Here is a 16,602-nt window from a genome sequence, read left to right on the forward strand (position 1 = left end):
GGACGAAGGTTTGCTGCAGCTGCTCTTCCGGATATCCGACATGAAAATCATTGGGGAGGCAACGTTTAATGAAGTTCAAGCTTGAAAAAGTCCGCTACGTGCCTAAACAACTCGCGCCAGGGGTCCTCTATGTGTCCTATGAGTTTGGCACTGCGGCGCATCTCTGTGCTTGCGGGTGCGGCGCAAAAGTGCGCACGCCGCTGGGACCGGCAGAATGGTCGATCAAGGAGCATTCTGCAGGACCATCGCTGTGGCCATCAGTTGGAAATTGGCAGCGGCCCTGTAAGTCCCATTATGTTATTTCAGAAGGCGAAGTCGAGTGGGCTCCGCGTTGGTCAGAAGCTCAGGTGCATGCTGGACGTGCTAACGAACAACGGCGTCGCGAAGCTTACTTCGCGCAACGGAAACACAGTCGTCGTGGAACTTGGGGCCACTTAACGCAATGGCTTAAAGGGCTTTTCAACTGAACTTCGCCGCTACCGCTTCGGTTCGACGATCTTGTTCCAAACAAGCAGCTTATCGTCGAAAGACATATGAGCGTAAGCTGGCGATGACGACGGCAATACGAGGGTTTCGAAGCCTGCCGCGCTAAAACGTTGCTCGGATTTGCCGGAGGTCTTACCGTTGAAGCAGACGCGGAAAAGATGGGGGCTGTGCCGTAGCAAAACGCCGAATTCGTTGGCCTGCGCCTGTCGAATGGCAGCGTCAAGGCTTCCTTCACGCTTGCAAGCAGCAATGGTGTCCCACAAGCCGATCTGATGAGCGAGCAAGCGAGTCAATCGCTCGTCGTAACCCATATCTGAAAGAGGCTCGCCGATTACCGCAGACAGAAGCCGCCAGAACTGATTCCTTGGATGGGCATAGTATCGCTTTGCCGATAGCGAAGCCTCACCAGGAAAACTCCCAAGAATAACAATACGGGTTTGTTGATCAAGAACGGGGGACAAGCCAACTAGCATAGGAAGAATTTGCCTGGAGTAAGTTAACGTAGCAACACGCGAAATGAACGCTTCGTCTCTAAAGACCAACTATAAAAGGGAGTCAAAGTCAGAAGCCATGCAGGTTCTAGGTCGGTTACGCAAAAACGCTGAACAAACCTCGTCACGCATAATCCGGTGGGCGTAATACTGCTGGGCGGCGAGCGAGGCGGCGCCGGGGAAGCTGCCGAGGACGAGGATGCGGGTCCCGGCGTCGATGACCGGGGCAAGCCCGGTAAGGGTCGCGGAAGTCGGGGTATCGAGGGGGTTCGGCATGGGGGCATTGTAGCCTCGCGATGCCGAACCCGATGCGCGCTTCGTGGATCAGTTATGGATGTATTTGCTGAACACGTCGCTGAAGTCGCATTTGGTGTGCGTCTCCAGCATCGCAGTGTTCACGGCAGCCAGCAGTTCGCCGAACTGGCCCGCCACGCCGCCCGCCGGCGCCGTATTCAGCTTGTGCATCGACGCGGTGGCGTCCAGCGCGCGCAGGGCGTTGTCGCGGCCGACGGCATCGCGGTGCTGCTGCTTGCCGATCGAGATCAGGGCCTTGTAGATGTCCTTGAGCTGTTCGATGTGGGATTTCTTGACGTCGATGCTGAAGGTCGTGTCGCCGGCCCGGAATTTGAGTTCGACGTCCATGTCGAGCGTACCGGCGGTTTCGATGCTGACGTCGGAGATATGGGTGGACGCGTATTCGTAGCGCTTGATCGAGCGCTTCGAGGACACGGCGGAATCGCCGTCCACGTGGATCAGCGCCACGTTGGTGAAGCAGTACTCGTCCTTCTTGCTCTTGATGAGGAAGAAGATCTGCTCGCCGTCTTCCGAGAACAGGTAATCGTCGGCGTCGACCTTGTCGTAATCCTTGGGCGAGACGATCACGCCGATATCGCTGATGCCGAGGGCCTCTGCGGCCAGCTTCTTGAACATGTCCAGGACTCCATCGCTGTGAAAGATGTCCTTTTATACACGTAAATCTGCGTCTTGCGCCCTCCTTCTCCCGACACGATGTTGCTCTCTCACAACGAACTTCTGTATTTTATGTCTTTACGCTTGATTAACCCTCGACCACTTAGTCAAACTACAAGTTTTGCTCATCCTGTCTATGCAACAGGCGCCAGGCGCATGACGCGTGCCGGCGGCAGCGAGTGACTTTTCTTATAGATTGGACATCGGTATGGATACACGCTTCAAGCATTCCCTGCTCGCCCTGGCCGTCGCCAGCGCTTTCCCGCTGCACGCCAGCGCCCAGGAAACCCCGCCCGCCGAGGAGGCGAAGAAGCCCGGCCAGCTGGAGACCGTGATCGTGACCGCACAGCGCCGCGCGGAAAACATCCGTGACGTGCCGATGTCCATCGCCACCGTGAAGGGCGAGAAGCTGGACGTGCTGACCTCGGGCGGCCAGGACATCCGCTTCCTGAGCGGCCGTTCGCCGTCCGTGTCGGTCGAATCGGACTATGGCCGCACCTTCCCGCGCTTCTACATCCGCGGCCTGGGCAACACCGACTTCGACCTGAACGCGTCGCAGCCGGTCGGCCTGGTGATGGACGACATCGTCCAGGAAAACCCGATGCTGAAGGGCTTCCCGGTGTTCGACGTGGACCAGATCGAAGTGCTGCGCGGCCCGCAGGGCACCCTGTTCGGCCGTAACTCGCCGGCCGGCGTGATCAAGTTCGACTCGGCCAAGCCGGTGTTCCGCAAGGAAGGCTACGTCAACGTCGGCTTCGGCAAGGACCGCGTGCGCAACATCGAAGGCGCCATCAACATCCCGGCCAACGACGTCTTCGCCACCCGTATCTCGGTGCAGTCGCAGCACCGCGGCGACCGCGTGCACAACGACCGCCCGAACGCGCCGACCCGCGACTTCGAAGGCTACAAGGACAACGCCGGCCGCATCCAGTTCCTGCTCAAGCCGACCAAGGACTTCAGCGCGCTGCTCAACCTGCACGCCCGCGACATGGACGGCAACGCCACCCTGTTCCGCGCGAACATCCTGAAGAAGGGCACCAACGAGCTGGTCGACAACTTCGACTACAAGTCCTACCCGACCGACGGCCTGAACACCCAAAGCCTGAAGAACAAGGGCGCCAGCCTGCGCCTGCGCTGGGATACCCCGGGCCTGACCTTCCACTCGATCACCGGCTACGAGACCCTGGAATTCTTCAGCCGCGCCGACGTCGACGGCGGCTACGGCGCCGTCTATGCGCAGCCGATGGGTCCGGGCTTCATCCCCTTCGTGGTGGAGACCGCCGACCTGATTCCGGACCATAAGCAGCTGTCGCAGGAATTCCGCGTCGAGTCCAACAACAAGGGCCCGCTGCAGTGGATCGCCGGCCTGTTCTACTTCGACGAGCAGATCCAGATCGATTCGATCTCCTTCGATTCGCTCGCGCCGGGCAATCCGCAGAACTTCAACTACGCGACCCAGAGCCAGGACGCCAAGTCGTGGGCGGTGTTCGGCACCGTCAACTACACCGTCACCGACGCGTTCAAGCTGCGCGCCGGCCTGCGCTACACCAAGGACAAGAAGGACTTCGTGGCGCGCCGCATCGAGACCGGCGGTTCGACCAACCTGCCGCTGCACGATTCGTCGAACAACGTGAGCTGGGACCTGAGCGGTACCTACACCCTGAACAAGGACACCAACCTGTTCGGCCGCATCGCGACCGGCTACCGCGCCGCCTCCATGCAGGGCCGCCTGTTCGACCTGACCTCGCTGCCGTCGCAGGCTGACGCCGAGAAGATCGTGTCGGTGGAATTCGGCGTCAAGCAGGACCTGTTCGACCGCCGTGCGCGCATGTCGGCCACCGTGTTCGACTACCGCATGAAGGACAAGCAGCTGACCGCGGGTTCCGGCACCGTCAACATGAACCAGCTGGTCAACGCCGACAAGGTCACCGGCCGCGGCGTCGAACTGGACTTCCAGGCCAACCTGAGCGACGCCTGGAGCATGACCTTCGGCACCAGCTACAACGACACCGAAATCAAGGACCCGAACCTGTTCGTGCAGTCCTGCGGCAGCGGCTGCACCACCCTCGATCCGCGCCGCACCTTCACGGACGCGAACGGCAACGTGATCGGCTCCGCCGCCATCATCGACGGCAACCCGCTGCCGCGCGCACCGAAGTGGCAGCACAACCTCACCCTGCGCTTCAGCCAGCCGCTGGGCAACGGCGAGATCTACGCCTTCACCGACTGGGCTTACCGCACCTCGTACAACTTCTTCCTGTACGAAGCGGCCGAGTACAAGGCGAAGGAACTGCTGGAAGGCGGCCTGCGCGTGGGCTATCGCTGGAACGACGGCAAGTATGAAGTGGCAGCTTACGGCCGCAACATCACCAACCGTATCCAGGCGCTGGGCGCGATCGACTTCAACAACCTGACTGGTATCGTCAACGAGCCGCGCACTTATGGTGTGCAGTTCAAAGCGAACTTCTAAGTCAGCCTAAAGACCGTCGGCCCGGCCTTCGCCGGGACGACGTTTTTACGCTGACTCAATCTCACGCAATTACTTCATCCACACCGCGTAATTCGTCCCCGACGTCTGCAAGGTCCACCCTGCCCCCGGGCTCCAGCTGTTCGGCCCGATCTTCATCGCCAGCTGCCGCGTGCTGCCCGTAATGATGGCCGCATACAGCCCCTGCGTCGCCTGCTGGATCGCCACTGCCGACGTCGAATGCACCCCCGCCGCCTTGCGCGCCGCCATCAGCGCGGCGATCGGCGTCTTCAGTCCCCAGTTGTAGATGTGCGGGTAGTACACCGTCGGGATGCCCGGATGGCTGAGGATGTAGGCATAGCCCTGCATCACCGCGCCGCACGGCACCGGCCAGTGGTTCTGGCCAGTGCTGCAGCTCTCCGACGGACCGGTGTCGTGGTTGTCGACGAAGGTCACCGACATCGCCGGCCACCAGCCCAGCGCGCCCTGCGGCTTGCCGGCCGAATCCTTCAGGCGCCAGTAATTGCCGTTCGCAAGCGCATCGTTGAGCAGGCCCTTGGTGGTGAAGTCGAAGGCGCCGCAGCTGTTGTTGGTGCCGTTGATCCAGTTCATGATTGCCTGGCGGTGCGGGTTGACGTCGTTCAGGTTCAGGTCCGTCCACAGCTCGCCCACGCAGAACTCGGCCCCGAAGGCGTTCGCGTACTGCCCCGCATAGCTGGCGCCGAAGCCCTTCACATAATCAAAGCGCAGGCCGCTGAAGCCCACCGGCTTGATCGTGGAATTGAGCCAGGTGGTGATGCCGTTCTGGACCTCGCCCACGTTGCGGTGATCGAGGTCGCGCGCGGCGCTGAAGCCGTCGCCGGTGTCGGCGTTACCCAGGCCGCAGTTGCATTCATCGTTGTTGACGATGGCCCAGGTGGTCCAGTTGGGATTGGTGAGGTCGGACCAGCCGGTGGTGCCCACGCGGTGGTTGACGACGACATCAGCCACTGCCTTGATGCCGTTGTTGGTGAAGGCGCGCACCACGTTGGTCAGCTCGGCCGAGCTGCCGTACTTCGAATTCAGGTTGTTCAGCTGGCGCGGCATATAGCCTTCGACCGCCCCGGAATCCGAAGGCGGCGGGAACCAGACGTGGGTGATGCCCATGCCCTTGAGGTCGGACACGTTGTTAAGCAGGGTGTTGTACCAGTTCGGGTTGCTGTAGCGGGCAGAGTTCCAGTGGAAGCCCTGCAGCAGAACAGCCTGGCTGTTGCCGGATTGGGCCGGCGGGGTGGCGGCGCTGGCCTGGATTGACAGGGCCAATGTGGTCATTGCAAGCATGGCGCTGAGGCGCGTTTTTTTCTTCATGTCTCCTCCGAGAGTGTGGTGCGGTTGGTGTGGATTCCTTCAAAAAAAGCAGAAACTACAGGTTTCTTTATTACACGAACATTAGGTAGAAAAACTACTTCACAACTGTCATTACGGCGCGGTTGCCAGCGCGATAATCGCGTTTACCGCACAACGGTGTCAAACGAATTCAACGGTTTTATGTAGTTTCGCTACTTAATTGCGACTTCTGCACCAACGTCCGAATGCAAAAAAAGCGGCGGGCGCTGTCGCGCACCGCCGCAAGGGCAAAACTCCCAAGGGAAAGAAAATCGATCAGTTCTGGGCCAGGGTGTTCCCTTCCACACCGGCGCCGTCCCAGCCGCCGCCCAGTGCCCGGATCAGCGCCACCGTCGTCACCGCGCGATTGCCGCGCAGCTGGACCGCGGTGCGTTCGACCGCGGCCAGGTTGCGCTGGGCGTCCAGAAGCTCGAGGTAGCTGGAGCGTCCGGCGTCGTAGAGCTTCTGCGCCAGGTCGGCCGAGCGGCGCGCCGAGACCAGGGCCGCGTCGATCTGCTCGCCCTGTCCTGCCAGGATACGCAGGCCGGCCAGGTTGTCCTCGACTTCGGCGAAGGCGTTCAGGACGTTCTGGCGATAGGTGCCCACCGATTCCTCGAGCGCCGCTTCGCTGCGGATCACGTTGTTGCGGTTGCGGCCGCCGTCGATCAGGGGCATCGCCAGCAGCGCGCCCGTGACCCAGGAGCGGCTGCTCCACTTGAACACCTCGGAGAAGGTGCCGCCGATGCCGCCACCGGCCGCGCTCAAGGTCAGCGCCGGGAACATCGCGCCGCGCGCCACGCCGATGCGGGCGTTCGCCGCTTCCATCGTACGCTGGGCCGCCACGATGTCGGGACGGCGCTCCAGCAGCGAGGACGGCAGGCCGGCCGGAATGGTCGGCATCAGGGTCGAGTCCAGCAGCGGGCTCGGACCTGCCACGTAATCCGCCGCCGGCTTGCCCAGCAGGACCGCGAGCTGGTGCTCGGTGGTGGCGCGCTGGCGCTGCAGGCCGATGGCTTCGGCGCGCGCCGTGGCCAGCTCGGTGCGGGCGCGCGACAAATCGAACTCGCCAATGTCGCCCAGGTCGAAGCGGCGCTGGGTGACCTTGACGCTTTCCTCGCGCAGGCCGACGGTACGGTTCACGGTCTCGAGCTCCGCATCCAGGGCGCGCAGGCGGAAGTAGGTCTGGGCCACGTCCGCCTGCAGCGACAGCAGCACAGAACGGAAGTTGGCTTCCGAGGCCACCGCATCGCTGCGCGCCGCCGAGACGCCGGCCGCCACGCGGCCGAACAGGTCGACCTCGTAGCTGGCCGTGAGGCTGGCGCTGTAGCTGGTCTGGGCCGGGGTCGGCGTGCCCTGCGGCAGGTTCGCTTCCAGCGGCGCCGGGCGGGCGCGCTGGGCGCCGACACCCACGCCCACTTGCGGCAGGCGGTCGGCGTTGGCGATGCCGGCGATGGCGCGCGCCTGCTTGACGCGGGCGGCCGCCACGGCCAGGTTGGCGTTGTTGGCCGTGGCCTCGTCGATCAGGGCGGTCAGCGCCGAATCGTTGAAGGCCAGCCACCACTGGCCGCGCGGCTGCTGTTCGGCCGGCTGCGCCGGCTTCCAGCGCGAGCCTTCGATGCCGGCCACTTCGGCAGCGGGCTGCGGCGTTTGCGACTCGCGGAATGCTGTCGGGGTGGCGATCTGCGGCTGCTTGAATTCCGGGGTGGCGCAAGCCGTCAGGATCAAAGCCGCTAGCAGCGGGGCCACGCCCCTTGCAATCATCTTATTCATCTTAATGCACTCCTTCCGTGCCATGCGCAGCCGCGTGGGCATGAGCAGGCTTTTCGAAACGCTTGGCCAGCATGCGCAGCAGCACGTAGAACAGCGGGGTCAGGAACAGGCCGAAGAAGGTCACTCCCAGCATGCCCGAGAACACCGCAATACCGATGGCGTGGCGCATCTCCGCGCCGGCGCCGCTCGAGAACACCAGCGGGATCACGCCGGCGATGAAGGCGATCGAGGTCATCAGGATCGGACGCAGGCGCAGGCGGGAAGCTTCCAGCGCGGCGTCGATCACGCTGCGGCCGTGGTCTTCCAGTTCGCGGGCGAATTCCACGATCAGGATCGCGTTCTTCGAGGCCAGGCCCACCAGCACGAACAGGGCGATCTGGGTGAAGACGTTGTTGTCGCCACCGGTCAGCTTCACGCCGATCAGCGCGCACAGGATCGACATCGGCACGATCAGGATCACCGACAGCGGCAGGGTCCAGCTCTCGTACTGGGCGGCCAGCACCAGGAACACCAGCAGCACGCACAGCGGGAACACGTAGATCATGGTGTTACCGGCCAGGATGTCCTGGTAGGTCAGCTCGGTCCATTCGTAGCTGATCCCCTTCGGCAGCACTTCCGCGGCGATCTTCTCCATCGCGGCCTGGGCCTGGCCCGAGGACACGCCCGGCGCCGGTCCGCCATTCAGCTCGGCGGCGACGTAGCCGTTGTAGCGCTGCACGCGGTCCGGACCGTAGGCGTCCTTGATGCGCATGAGCGAGGACAGCGGGATCATCTCGCCCTTGTCGTTGCGGACCTTGAGCTGCTCGATCTGTTCCGGATGCGAGCGGAACTGCGCGTCCGCCTGCACACGCACCTGGTAGGTGCGGCCGAACTGGTTGAAGTCGTTCACGTACATCGAACCCAGGTTGACCTGCAAGGCCTGGTTGATCTCGGCCAGCGACACGCCCAGCTGCTTGGCTTTCACGCGGTCGATGTCGGCGAACAGCTGCGGCACGTTGATCTGGAAGCTGGAGAACACGCCCGCCAGTTCCGGGGTCTGCCAGGCCTTGGCCTGCAGCGCCTGCATCGCCTTGTTCAGTTCATCGTAGCCGAGGTTGCCGCGGTCTTCGACCATCAGCTTGAAGCCGCCGGTGGTGCCCAGGCCGTTGACCGGCGGAGGCGACAGCACCAGCACGAAGGCGTCTTCGACGGCGCCCATGCGCTTGTTGATCTCGGCCGCGATGGCGTCGGCGCTCATGGCCTTGCCCTTGCGCTGGTCGAACGGCGCCAGGGTGGTGAACACGATGCCGGCGTTCGGCGCGTTGGTGAAGCCGTTGATCGACAGGCCCGGGAAGGCGACCGAGGATTCCACGCCCGGGATCTCCTTGGCGATCGCGGACATCTTGCGGATCACGGCGTCGGTGCGGTCCAGCGAAGCGGCGTCCGGCAGCTGGGCGAAGCCGATCAGGTAGGCCTTGTCCTGCTGCGGCACGAAGCCTGGCGGCACGGCCTTGAACATGAACACAGCCGCCACGGCCAGCGCCAGGTAGACGCCCAGCGCTGCGGTCTTGCGGCGCAGGACGCCCTTCACGCCCACTTCATACTGGTGCGACGAACGGCCGAAGAAGCGGTTGAAGGCGGCGAAGAAGCGGCCGAACACGGCGTCGATCATGCGGGTCAGGCGGTCCTTCGGCGCATTGTGCGGCTGCAGCAGCGAGGCCGCCAGGGCCGGGGCCAGGGTCAGCGAGGCAAAGGCCGAGATCACGGTCGAGATCGCGATGGTCAGGGCGAACTGGCGGTAGAACTGGCCGGTCAGGCCCGACACGAAGGCGATCGGCACGAACACGGCGCACAGCACCAGCGCGATCGCGATGATCGGGCCGCTGACTTCCTTCATCGCCTGGATGGTGGCGTCGCGCGGCGACAGGCCATTGGCGATGTTGCGCTCGACGTTCTCCACCACCACGATGGCGTCGTCGACCACGATGCCGATCGCCAGCACCAGGCCGAACAGCGACAAGGTGTTGATCGAGAAGCCGAAGCCCAGCATCACGGCGAAGGTGCCCACCACCGAGACCGGCACGGCCAGCAGCGGGATGACGGACGCGCGCCAGGTCTGCAGGAATACGATCACCACCAGCGCCACCAGGGCCACGGCTTCCAGCAGGGTGTGGATGACGGAGTCGATCGATTCGCGCACGAACTGGGTCGGGTCGTAGACGATGCTGTAGGCGACGCCTTTCGGGAAGTCCTTGGACAGTTCTTCCATCCTGGCGCGCACGTCGGCGGACAGCTGCAGGTCGTTCGCGCCAGGCGCGGCGAAGATCGGGATCGCGACCGCCGACTTGTTGTTCAGCAGCGAGCGCAGCGCATACGAGCTGGAACCCAGTTCGATGCGCGCCACGTCCTTGAGCAGGGTGGTGCCGCCGTCGGTGTTGGTCTTGAGGACGATGTTGCCGAAGTCCTCGGTCGACTGCAGGCGCCCCTGGGTATTCAGGGTCAGCTGGAAGTCGGCGTCCTTGGCGGGACCCTGGCCGACCACGCCGGCCGCAACCTGCACATTCTGCTCGCGGATCGCGGCGACCACGTCGCCGGCGGTCAGGTTGCGGGCGGCGACCTTCTGCGGGTCGAGCCAGACGCGCATGGCGTAGTCGCCCGAACCGAAGATCTGCACCTCGCCCATGCCCTTGATGCGGGCCAGCTGGTCCTTCACGTTCAGCACCGCGTAGTTGCGCAGGTACAGGTCGTCGTAGCTGCCGTCGGGCGAGTTCAGGTGGACCACCATGGTCAGGTTGGGCGAGGCCTTCACCGTGGTGACGCCGATCTGGCGCACCTCTTCCGGCAGGCGCGGCAGGGCGCGCTGCACGCGGTTCTGCACCGCGGTCTCGGCCTGCTCGACGTCGGTGCCGATCTTGAAGGTCACGGTCAGCGCCAGCGCGCCGTCCGAGGTGTTTTGCGAGGACATGTAAAGCATGTCCTCGACGCCGTTGATCTGCTCTTCCAGCGGCGTGGCCACCGTTTCGGCGATCACTTTCGGGTTCGCGCCCGGATACTGGGCGCGCACCACCACCGAAGGCGGCACCACTTCCGGATACTCCGACACCGGCAGCTTGAAGATCGAGATCAGGCCGCCGACGAAGATGAGCACCGACAGCACCGCCGCGAAGATCGGTTTGTCGACAAAGAATTTAGGGAAGTTCATACATTACTCCTTGGCGCCGGCGTCCGCCATGGCCAGTTTGGTGTCCTTGCTGCCGCCCGCCTTGGCTGTCGCGGTCATCGGCACGACTTGCGGGGCGATCGGCGCGCCGGGACGCACGCGCTGCAGCCCGTTGACGACGATCTTCTCGCCCGGCTTCAGGCCTTCGCGCACGATGCGCAGGCCGTCGATGGTCGGGCCCAGCTTGACGGCGCGGTATTCGGCCTTGTTGTCTTTGCCGACCACGAACACGAACTTGCGGTCCTGGTCGGTGTTGACGGCGCGGTCGTTGATCAGGATCTGCGGACGCGCTTCGCCGCCGGCGATCTGCACGCGGGCGAACAGGCCGGGCGCCAGCTGGCGGTCGGCATTGGCCAGGGTGGCGCGCATGCGCACGCTGCCGCTCTGGCTGTCGAGGCGGTTGTCGACGAATTCGAGCTTGCCGCTGTGCGGGAAGCCGTCTTCGTTGGCCAGGCCGACCTTGACGTCGACCGCCTGGCCGGCGTGGGCGCGGCGGCTGACGCGCAGGTAGGTGTCTTCGTCGCCGTCGAAGCTGGCGTAGATGCGGTCCAGCGACACGACCGAGGTCAGCACGGCCGACGCGTCGACCAGGTTGCCCAGGGTGATCTCGGCCTTCGACACGCGGCCGTCGATCGGCGACAGCACGCGGGTGTAGGCCAGGTTCAGCCTGGCCGCTTCGTACTGGGCCTGGGCCGCGCGGGCGCTGGCGTCCAGTTCCTTCTGGCTGGCGGCGCGCTCGTCGAATTCGCGCTGGGCGATGGCTTTATCCGCCAGCAGGCGCTCGGCGCGCTGCAGTTCCAGGCGCGCCAGGTCGGCGCGGGCCTTGGCTGCCGCCGCGGCGGCGCCGGCGCGGTCGGCTTCGGCCTGGTAGGGGCGTGGGTCGATCACGAACAGCAGGTCGCCCTTCTTCACTTCGGCGCCCGGTTTGAAGTTCACGGCGGTGATGTAGCCCGACACGCGCGGGCGGATCTCGACCACCTCGATCGCTTCCAGGCGGCCCGAGAATTCCTGGGTCTCCAGCACCGGCTTCTCGAGCACCACCGCGGCCGACACCGGCGGTGCGGGCGCCGCCGCCGGGGCGTCATTGCTGTTGGCGTCGGCGCAGCCCGTGAGGCCGGCGCCTGCCAGGCCGGCCACCGCGAGTGCGGCGACCATGATGCGAACTTTGCCCGTCCATCCTTGTTGGCTATTCATGATTAACCTTTCTTATTTAGTACTTGATAAAAGCTTGCGCGGCCCCGCTAGTACGGAAACGCAGGCAAAAAGAGGCCCTCCCGCGCCAGTGGGCACGGTTGAACGTCATTCAGTGGATTAAGTCGGAACGCTAGCTAGCGTCGACACCTTTCGGTGCATATGCGCATGTTGGTCATGGCGAACTCCCTTCATCGAAATCATTGCCTGCAAACCGCAGGTAAAGCGCTACCCCTGCCCTACACTCGGTAAGGCATGTGCGCGGTTCTCTGGAATCGGGGTCGGTGCCCCTTATGGTAGCCGCGCTAGACGGGCGCGCCTCCTTGTCCCTCGAGTCCCGAGAGGAAGATGCTGATCTCGCCCATCGCATGCACCTTGCACGCGCATTCGGTGCGGCCGTTCGGGTCGGTCAGCTGGGCCGGGGGCAGGCGGCGCACCGTGGTGCGCACACCTGCGTTAATCAATTTGGCGCCGTATTGTTCAGCCTCGTCGCGCAATGGGTCGTCTTCGGCCGACAGGATCAGCGCCGGCGGCAGGTTCTTCAGCCGGCTCGACTGCAGCGGCGACGCGTACGGATGGGCGCGATCAGCGGCGTTCGGCAGGTAGCCGCGGTAGGCTTCGGCGCACACGGCGGTCACTTTCTCGCGGTCCGGGCACAGGGTCATCTGGCGCATCGAGCAGGTGGTCAGGCCGGGATCGAGCATCGGCATGATCAAGAGCTGGCCTGCCAGGGACGGGCCGCCGCGGTCGCGCGACATCAGGCCGCACACCGCCGCCAGGTTGGCTCCCGCTTCGATGCCGGACACCACCAGCTGCTTGCCGGTCCAGCCGAGCTTGGTCTTGTTCTTCTTGGCCCACAGCAGGACCGCATGCGCATCCTCGACCGCAGCCGGGAAAGGGCTCACGGTGGCCAGGGTGTAGCGCGAGGCCAGCACCAGCGGCTGGTGGTCGCTTTCGGCGAGCATGCGCAGGAACTCGTCCGCATCGTCCATGTCGTCGGCGATGAAGCCGCCGCCGTGGAAGAACACCACCAGCGTGTCGCGCTTGGGGGCGGGTCCCGCCACGTAGAGACGTGCGCCGAGCGGGCCGGTGGCGCCGCCGACGTCGAGCTCGCGCACCTTCACAGCCAGATTGTCCGGCACCGCGCTCATCGGGCAGCCTCTTGTTCACCAAGTTGAACAATGTTTTCCTGGCCATTGCACTCGCCGGCGCAGGCCATCTGCACCTGGGCGGTCAACGCATGCAGGCCGCGGGCTTCCAGGCCGGCGGCGCGCGAGTAGGCGTCGGTGCCCAGCAGGCCCGCCAGCGCGATTCCGCTGACAGCGACTGCGACCGTGGTGAAGATTCCGTCCCGAATGCTCATGACCAGCTCCGTTAAACGTTGCGTATTTATTTGTTGCGATGCACACATAATAGACATCATCTACAATCGGATAAAGATGGCAATGCCGAATTGATTGTTCGGATTGTTGAACAATGACACCGTTCTGTCATCCGGAGGACAGGAAATGAACAAGTTACAGGCCATGGAAGTCTTCGTGCAGGTGGTCGATTGCGGCAGCTTCACCAAGGCGGCCGACGCCCTGCAGCTGCCCAAGGCGACGGTATCGACCCTGGTGCAGTCGCTCGAAACCACCCTCTCGGCCAAGCTGCTGCACCGCACGACGCGCCAGGTGACGGTGACCTCGGACGGCGCCGCCTATTATGAGCGTTGCGTGCGGATCCTGTCGGACGTGCGCGACGCCGAGGAATCGCTCTCGCGCCACCGCCTCAGCCCGAGCGGCCGGCTGCGGGTCGATGCGCCCACCGGCCTGTCCTCAGAAATCCTGCTGCCCGCCCTGCCCGATTTTTTCGAGCGCTACCCCGACATCACCATGGAGCTGGGCAGCAGCGACCGCCCTGTCGACCTGGTCGAGGAAGGCGTGGACTGCGCCGTGCGCGGCGGCGAGCTGGTCGACCTGAGCCTGATCGCACGCCGGGTCGGCGTGGTCAATTTCGTCACCTGCGCATCGCCCGCCTACATCGAGCGCTTCGGCATGCCGGAACATCCGCGCGACCTGGAACGCCACCGCTGCGTGAATTATTTCTCCGCCAAGACCGGCAAGATCTACAACTGGGACTTCACCCGCGACGGCGAGCGCATCGAGCTGGCGCTGCCGGGCGTGATCGCGCTGAACGACTCCAACGCCTACATCGAGGCCGGCCTGTCGGGACTGGGCATCATCTTCATGGCCGACTACCTGCTGACCGGGCACCTGGCCACGGGCCGCGTGGTGCGCCTGCTGCCGGATTGGCGCTCCGACCCGCTGCCGATCCACATCGTGTATCCGCAGAACCGCCACCTGTCGGCCAAGGTGCGCGTGTTCGTGGAATGGGTGTCCGAGCTGTTCGCCAACAATCCGCATCTGCGCCTGCAGCCGGCCGACAGCGCCTTGAACCCACCGCCCCTGCCGCCGGATGCTTTCCGGCTGGGACAGTCGGTGTAGAATCGGCGCATAACGATAATGCCGGAGACCACCATGGAACATGCATCGCAACCGCGCCAGATCGACATCCTGCTGGCGAAGTATGCGGAGAGCCACCAGAACCCGACCAACGAGCTGATTCACTTCGTCTGCATTCCGGCGATCGTCTTCAGCCTGCTGGGCATCCTGTGGGCGATCCATCCGGTGGTGGCGCTGGCGGTGGTGCTGGGATCGATGGTGTATTACCTCAAGCTGTCGCGTCCCTTCGCCATGGGCATGGGTGCGATGAGCCTCATCATGCTGGCCCTGCTCGCGCTGCTGCCCGGGATGACCGTGCTGCCGGTATCGATCGCGGTCTTCGTCGTGGCCTGGATCGGGCAGTTCATCGGCCACAAGATAGAAGGGAAGAAGCCATCGTTCTTCGACGACCTGCGCTTCCTGCTGATCGGGCCATTGTTCGTCCTGAGCTTCCTGTATCGCCGGATGCGCCTGGCCTACTGAATCATCCACACCACATCGCGCTGGCGGCGGCGGTGCCTCCCCAGCGAGATGCATGCGAGAAAGCCGCGGAGCACGTATACTTCCGCGAATGCCTTCTCCCGTCCTGTTCACCGTCGCCTGCCTGATCTGGGGCTCCACCTTCTGGGCCATCACCTTGCAGCTGGGGCACGTCGCTCCTTCCGTCTCGGTCGCCTATCGATTTTTCCTTGCCGCCGCCGCGCTGTTCGCCGTCTGCCTCGTGCGCCGCGACCGCCTGCTGCTGCCCTGGCGCACCCAGGGCTGGATGGCGCTGCAGGGCTTCCTGACCTTCGGCATTTCCTACGTCTGTACTTACGAGTCCGAGCTGCACGTGGTCTCGGGCCTGGTGGCCGTGATGTTCGCGCTGATGGTGTTCTGGACGCCCATGTGGAGCCGCATCTTCTTCGGGACCGGCATCAGCCGCCGCACCCTCGCCTGCGGCGTGGCCGCGACCGTGGGCGTGGCCTTGCTGTTCTATCATTCGATCGCCGACGCCTGGCGCGACCTGCAATCCGGCGGCGGCGGCGAATTCCTGGCCGGTGTGATCCTGGCCCTGGCCGCCACCCTCGCCAGTTCGGCCGGCAGCATCGTGGTCGGCAAGGTCAAGGAGCAGTGCGCCAACCTGCCGCTGTCCATGGCCTGGTCCATGCTGTGGGGCGCGTCCATGGTCGCCGTCTGGTGCGTCGTCAACGGCGACGCCTTCGTGCTGCCCACCGCGCCCAGCTACTGGATGGGCCTCGTCTACCTGTCGATCTTCGGCTCGGTGATCGCCTTCTTCGCCTACTTCACCCTGATCAGCCGCATCGGACCGCAGAAGGCCGTGTACATCGGCGTGGTCACGCCGGTGCTGTCGGTGCTGCTCTCGATCCAGCTCGAAGACTACCGTCCCGGCCCGGTCGAATTCCTCGGCATGATCGTCTGCCTGGCCAGCGTGGCCTGGGCCCTGCGCGCACCCGCAGCCAAAAAGGTGCAATCCGCTAACCTGAACAACGCCATCGAAACCCCATGAGCACTGAATCCGTCTTTTCCATCCGCCCCGCCCAGCCTTCGGACGTCGCCCACATCTACGGCATGATCGTGGAGCTGGCCGTGTTCGAGAAACTCGAACACCTGGTGGTCGCCACCGAAGCCATGCTGCACGACGGCCTGTTCGGCGCGCGCCCGTCCTGCGAAGCCATCATCGGCGAGGAGAACGGGAAAGTGGTGGCCTTCGCGCTGTTCTTCCATAACTTCTCGACCTTCCTGACCAAGAAGGGCCTGTACCTCGAAGACCTGTACGTGCTCCAGTCGCACCGCGGCAAGGGTTACGGCACACAGATGCTCAAGCGCCTGGCGCAAATCGCCGTGGAGCGCAATTGCGGCCGCTTCGAGTGGTCGGTGCTGGATTGGAACGAACCGGCGATCCAGTTCTACAAGGCGATGGGCGCCGACATCCTGCCGGACTGGCGCATCTGCCGCGTCACCGGCGACACCCTCACCGCGCTGGCCGAACGCCGCTAAACGCTCCACGCAAAGAAAAACCCACGGGGCCGTTGGCGCCGTGGGCGAACCCATTTTTGGCAAAATGGGGAGGGGAGATGGGAATCACTGAATGCACTATAGACGTGCATCCTTAACGATCCATTAAGCTTTACATTTGGTTACCGCCCTATTACCGTTTAGGTAATCATTACCCACGTG

General features: G+C 64.1%; 14 protein-coding genes. 6 read left to right on the top strand and 8 right to left on the bottom strand.

From position 1 onward, the window contains the following. Nucleotides 1–68 precede the first annotated feature (68 nt). Nucleotides 69–467 carry a DUF6527 family protein gene (locus tag J8847_RS04440; RefSeq protein WP_211523477.1) on the top strand — a complete coding sequence of 133 codons (399 nt, stop codon included), beginning with the start codon at nt 69–71 and terminating at the stop codon, nt 465–467. Between the two features lie 9 nt (nt 468–476). Here the strand turns inward: J8847_RS04440 and J8847_RS04445 are convergent, their stop codons facing one another. Continuing rightward, entirely contained in the window at nt 477–959 is a 483-nt protein-coding gene (locus J8847_RS04445) for a DNA-deoxyinosine glycosylase (protein WP_211523478.1), read from the bottom strand. A 342-nt stretch (nt 960–1,301) separates the two neighbouring features. Next, nucleotides 1,302–1,907, bottom strand: coding sequence for a PH domain-containing protein (locus tag J8847_RS04450; protein WP_211523479.1), 606 nt, complete (start codon nt 1,905–1,907; stop codon nt 1,302–1,304). Nucleotides 1,908–2,154: 247 nt separating this feature from the next. Here J8847_RS04450 and J8847_RS04455 point away from each other — a divergent pair, with 247 nt between their 5' ends. Then, nucleotides 2,155–4,416: a TonB-dependent receptor gene (locus tag J8847_RS04455; RefSeq protein ID WP_211523480.1), complete on the top strand. Its 2,262-nt coding sequence runs from the start codon at nt 2,155–2,157 to the stop codon at nt 4,414–4,416. Between the two features lie 69 nt (nt 4,417–4,485). On the opposite strand, the gene J8847_RS04460 is transcribed toward J8847_RS04455, so the two are convergent. From J8847_RS04460 to J8847_RS04485, 6 genes are all read right to left on the bottom strand, one after another. Next, nucleotides 4,486–5,760, bottom strand: a complete 1,275-nt coding sequence (locus J8847_RS04460; protein ID WP_211523481.1) for a glucan 1,4-alpha-maltotetraohydrolase domain-containing protein — start codon at nt 5,758–5,760, stop codon at nt 4,486–4,488. Between the two features lie 294 nt (nt 5,761–6,054). Beyond that, a complete protein-coding gene (locus J8847_RS04465; protein ID WP_211523482.1) occupies nt 6,055–7,548 on the bottom strand; it encodes an efflux transporter outer membrane subunit in 1,494 nt (497 codons plus the stop codon). A gap of 1 nt (nt 7,549) precedes the next feature. Then, entirely contained in the window at nt 7,550–10,729 is a 3,180-nt protein-coding gene (locus J8847_RS04470; protein WP_211523483.1) for an efflux RND transporter permease subunit, read from the bottom strand. Nucleotides 10,730–10,732: 3 nt separating this feature from the next. Beyond that, nucleotides 10,733–11,941, bottom strand: coding sequence for an efflux RND transporter periplasmic adaptor subunit (locus tag J8847_RS04475; RefSeq protein WP_211523484.1), 1,209 nt, complete (start codon nt 11,939–11,941; stop codon nt 10,733–10,735). A 302-nt stretch (nt 11,942–12,243) separates the two neighbouring features. Continuing rightward, nucleotides 12,244–13,089, bottom strand: a complete 846-nt coding sequence (locus tag J8847_RS04480) for an alpha/beta hydrolase (RefSeq protein ID WP_211523485.1) — start codon at nt 13,087–13,089, stop codon at nt 12,244–12,246. Continuing rightward, a complete protein-coding gene (locus tag J8847_RS04485; protein WP_211523486.1) occupies nt 13,086–13,301 on the bottom strand; it encodes a hypothetical protein in 216 nt (71 codons plus the stop codon). Before J8847_RS04485 ends, J8847_RS04480 begins: the two co-directional genes overlap by 4 nt. A gap of 145 nt (nt 13,302–13,446) precedes the next feature. Between J8847_RS04485 and J8847_RS04490 the strand changes: the two genes are divergently transcribed. The 4 genes from J8847_RS04490 to J8847_RS04505 all read left to right on the top strand — a co-directional run bounded on the left by J8847_RS04490 (nt 13,447) and on the right by J8847_RS04505 (nt 16,422). Then, entirely contained in the window at nt 13,447–14,424 is a 978-nt protein-coding gene (locus J8847_RS04490; protein WP_211523487.1) for a LysR family transcriptional regulator, read from the top strand. Between the two features lie 33 nt (nt 14,425–14,457). After that, entirely contained in the window at nt 14,458–14,904 is a 447-nt protein-coding gene (locus J8847_RS04495; protein WP_211523488.1) for a DUF962 domain-containing protein, read from the top strand. 88 nt (nt 14,905–14,992) lie between these two features. Further along, nucleotides 14,993–15,931, top strand: coding sequence for a DMT family transporter (locus J8847_RS04500; RefSeq protein WP_211523489.1), 939 nt, complete (start codon nt 14,993–14,995; stop codon nt 15,929–15,931). Beyond that, complete coding sequence (locus J8847_RS04505) at nt 15,928–16,422, top strand: GNAT family N-acetyltransferase (RefSeq protein WP_211523490.1); 495 nt, start codon at nt 15,928–15,930, stop codon at nt 16,420–16,422. Before J8847_RS04500 ends, J8847_RS04505 begins: the two co-directional genes overlap by 4 nt. The last annotated feature ends 180 nt before the right edge of the window (nt 16,423–16,602 follow it).

It is taken from the genome of Massilia sp. AB1 (assembly GCF_018119385.1).
Taxonomy (GTDB): Bacteria; Pseudomonadota; Gammaproteobacteria; order Burkholderiales; family Burkholderiaceae_D; genus Telluria.